General features: G+C 64.1%; 3 protein-coding genes. All 3 read left to right on the top strand.

All coding sequences use genetic code 11. The annotated features are described in order from the left end of the window. A partial coding sequence (locus AC1D0Z_RS22235; RefSeq protein WP_477660316.1) for a formate dehydrogenase accessory sulfurtransferase FdhD occupies positions 1–436 on the top strand: 436 nt, incomplete at its 5' end. Then, the gene (locus AC1D0Z_RS22230; protein ID WP_477660315.1) at positions 433–657 is read left to right on the top strand and encodes a formate dehydrogenase subunit delta; all 225 of its coding nucleotides are present in this window, start codon (positions 433–435) and stop codon (positions 655–657) included. The genes AC1D0Z_RS22235 and AC1D0Z_RS22230, both read left to right, overlap by 4 nt. 52 nt (positions 658–709) lie before the next feature. Next, positions 710–1,185: DUF3305 domain-containing protein (locus tag AC1D0Z_RS22225; protein WP_477660314.1), on the top strand; the 476-nt coding region annotated here is incomplete at its 3' end.

Below are 1,185 nucleotides of genomic sequence, written 5' to 3'. Positions count from 1 at the left end.
GCGCCTGCATGGCGGCGCGGAGTTTGAAGCAGGCGCCATCACCCGCGCCCTGATCAACCTGCGTGAGCAGCAGTTGCTGCTCAGTGCCACCGGCGCCACCCACGCGGCCGCCTGGTGCAATGTTGACGGTGACATCGTGGTGCTGCGTGAAGACGTCGGCAGGCACAACGCGCTGGACAAATTGATAGGCGCGCTGCAGCGGCGCCGTGTGAAGACCGATGCGGGTTTTATCGTCGTCACCAGCCGCGCCAGCTACGAGATGGTCCACAAAACCGCGATGGCCGGCGTGACCTTGCTCGCTGCTGTGTCGGGCGTCACCGGCCTGGCGATTGATGTGGCGCAGACCGCCGGCGTGGCGCTCCTGGGTTTTGTGCGCGGCGAAGACCTTTCCGTGTACAGCCACAAAGAGCGCGTCAACCTGGAGTACATCCTGTGAACAACGACAACCTGGTCCGCATGGTCAACCAGATCGGCGCTTTTTTTGAAACCATGCCAGACCGCACGGAGGCGCTGCAGGAGCTGGCCATGCACCTTAAAAAATTCTGGGACCCGCGCATGCGCAAGGCGCTGCTGGAGTTGATAGAGGGCAATGGCGGCGAAGGAATCAGCGACGTGGTGCGGCGCGCCGCGCTGGAGCACCGGTCCCTGCTCGTCTAGGGGGTATTGGGGTTTTTCGTGGCGACTGATTTGCCCGCCGTACACTGCGGGCATGTCGGATTTCCTGCTGCAGTCCCCTGAAACAGACGCCACGCTGCACCGGCCGTGCACCGCGGTGGCCGTCGTCATGCGCCGCGAGCGCATCGACAACCGCTGGCAGCCCTGGCGCTGGTCGCTGGCCGACGTGGTGCCGCACGAAGAGGGCTTTGGCGCGGCGCCACGCCTGCTGCTGAAAGATGACAGTGAGGAGCGCTGGCTGCACCCGGGCTTCACGGTTGAGCTGTTCACCGACGATGGCGAAGGCTACTACCTCAACGCCAGCACCGCGCAGCCCTGCTTCTGGGTGGTCTGGCGCATGGAAGAAGAGGCCCTGCTGGCCGATGAACCTATCCCGGTTCCGCAGATTGTCACCCTGAGTTATCACGATGCCGGCCGTTGGCTGGATGCACAGGAAACCGTAGAGCAAGTGCCCGCGCCGCCGCAAATCGTGCAGTGGCTGCAGCAGTTTGTGGACCAGCACTACGTGCC

The sequence above is a fragment of the Polaromonas sp. P1_E3 genome (assembly GCF_056405935.1).
This window is presented reverse-complemented; position numbering and strand designations above follow the sequence as displayed.